2 protein-coding genes and 1 pseudogene are annotated in these 1,203 nt (G+C 71.4%); 1 reads left to right on the forward strand and 2 read right to left on the reverse strand.

The window, feature by feature from the left end:
* Window positions 1-225, forward strand: a pseudogene (locus tag ACWGIU_RS38160) (8-amino-7-oxononanoate synthase); the annotation flags it as partial.
* An 88-nt stretch (window positions 226-313) separates the two neighbouring features.
* Here ACWGIU_RS38160 and ACWGIU_RS38165 read toward each other — a convergent pair.
* Window positions 314-535: a DUF397 domain-containing protein gene (locus ACWGIU_RS38165; RefSeq protein WP_453712724.1), complete on the reverse strand. Its 222-nt coding sequence runs from the start codon at window positions 533-535 to the stop codon at window positions 314-316.
* A gap of 12 nt (window positions 536-547) precedes the next feature.
* The coding region (locus ACWGIU_RS38170; protein WP_453712726.1) for a DUF5753 domain-containing protein at window positions 548-1,203 on the reverse strand (656 nt) is incomplete at its 5' end.

The raw sequence follows: 1,203 nt of genomic DNA on the forward strand, positions 1-1,203 counted from the left end.
GTGTCGGTACGGGCCCCGTCGGCGTCGGCGGCACTGCGCTGGGCGGCCGACTGCCGCGAGGCGGGTCTGTTCGTGGGGTGCTTCCGTCCGCCGTCGGTGCCGGACGGTATCTCCCGGCTGCGGCTGACCGCCCGGGCCGATCTCACGGGGGACGAGATCGATCGGGCGGTCGGGACGATCCTGGCGACCGCACCCGCCGGAGCGACGGGCGGCCACGGCCGGTAGGCCGCGTCGGCCGAAGTCCCGGCCGTTCCAGGGTTCCCGGGCGCGAGCCCGGGCGGTCCCGGTCGTTTCGGGGTGATCCCGGGCAGGGCTACGTGTGCACGTCGGCCCGTACCGAGGCGAGGAAGCCGGTCCAGGCGGGCCCGCTGAAGAGCACAGCCGGGCCGTCCGTCCGCTTGGAGTCACGGACGGCCAGCAGAGCGCCGTCCAGGACTGCCGCTTCCACGCAGTTGTTCATTCCGGTGCTGCGGCTGCTCCGCCGCCACCGCGCGCTGATCAGAAGTCCGCTGGTGGATAAGGGGGTTGCGGACACGGGGGTGCCTCCTTACGCGTCGTCAGCGAGTGAGCTGATGAGATCCGACGAGTCCTGGGGCGGGAGCGCGTGCGCCTGGATGGTGCGGAACGCGGCGCCGTACGCCTCAAGGTCTTCCTTCCGCTCCAGATAGAGGCTACTCGTCAAATGGTCGAGTACCACCACATCCAGATCAGCGATGTCCGGAAATGAAAAAATGACGAACGGTCCGGTCAGGCCGAGATGCCCTCCGACGCTGAACGGGAGTACCTGCAAACGCACTTGAGGCAGCTTGGACACCTCCGCCAGGTGTCGCAATTGCTCGGTCATCACCCCGGGCCCGCCGATCTGCCGGCGCAGCACCGCCTCGTCCAGTACGGCGCTCAGCTCCAGCGGCGGATCGGCCCGCAACACCGACTGCCGGGCCAGCCGCACGTCGACCAGCGCGTCCACCTTCGGCTCCGGCAGCCCGCCCAGCGCGGCCCGGGTCACGGCCCGCGCGTACTCCGGGGTCTGCAGCAGCCCCGGCACCACGGAAAGCTCCACGGTGCGGGCCGACCTCGCCCCCGCCTCCAAGCTGATGAAGTCCCGGTACTCCTGTGGCAACAGCCCCCGGTAGTCGTGCCACCACTGGCGGCCGCGCCCGGTGTCGGCCGCCGGACCGGGGCCGGCGGCCCAGGCCGTCAGCG

The organism is Streptomyces sp. NPDC054840 (assembly GCF_053611065.1).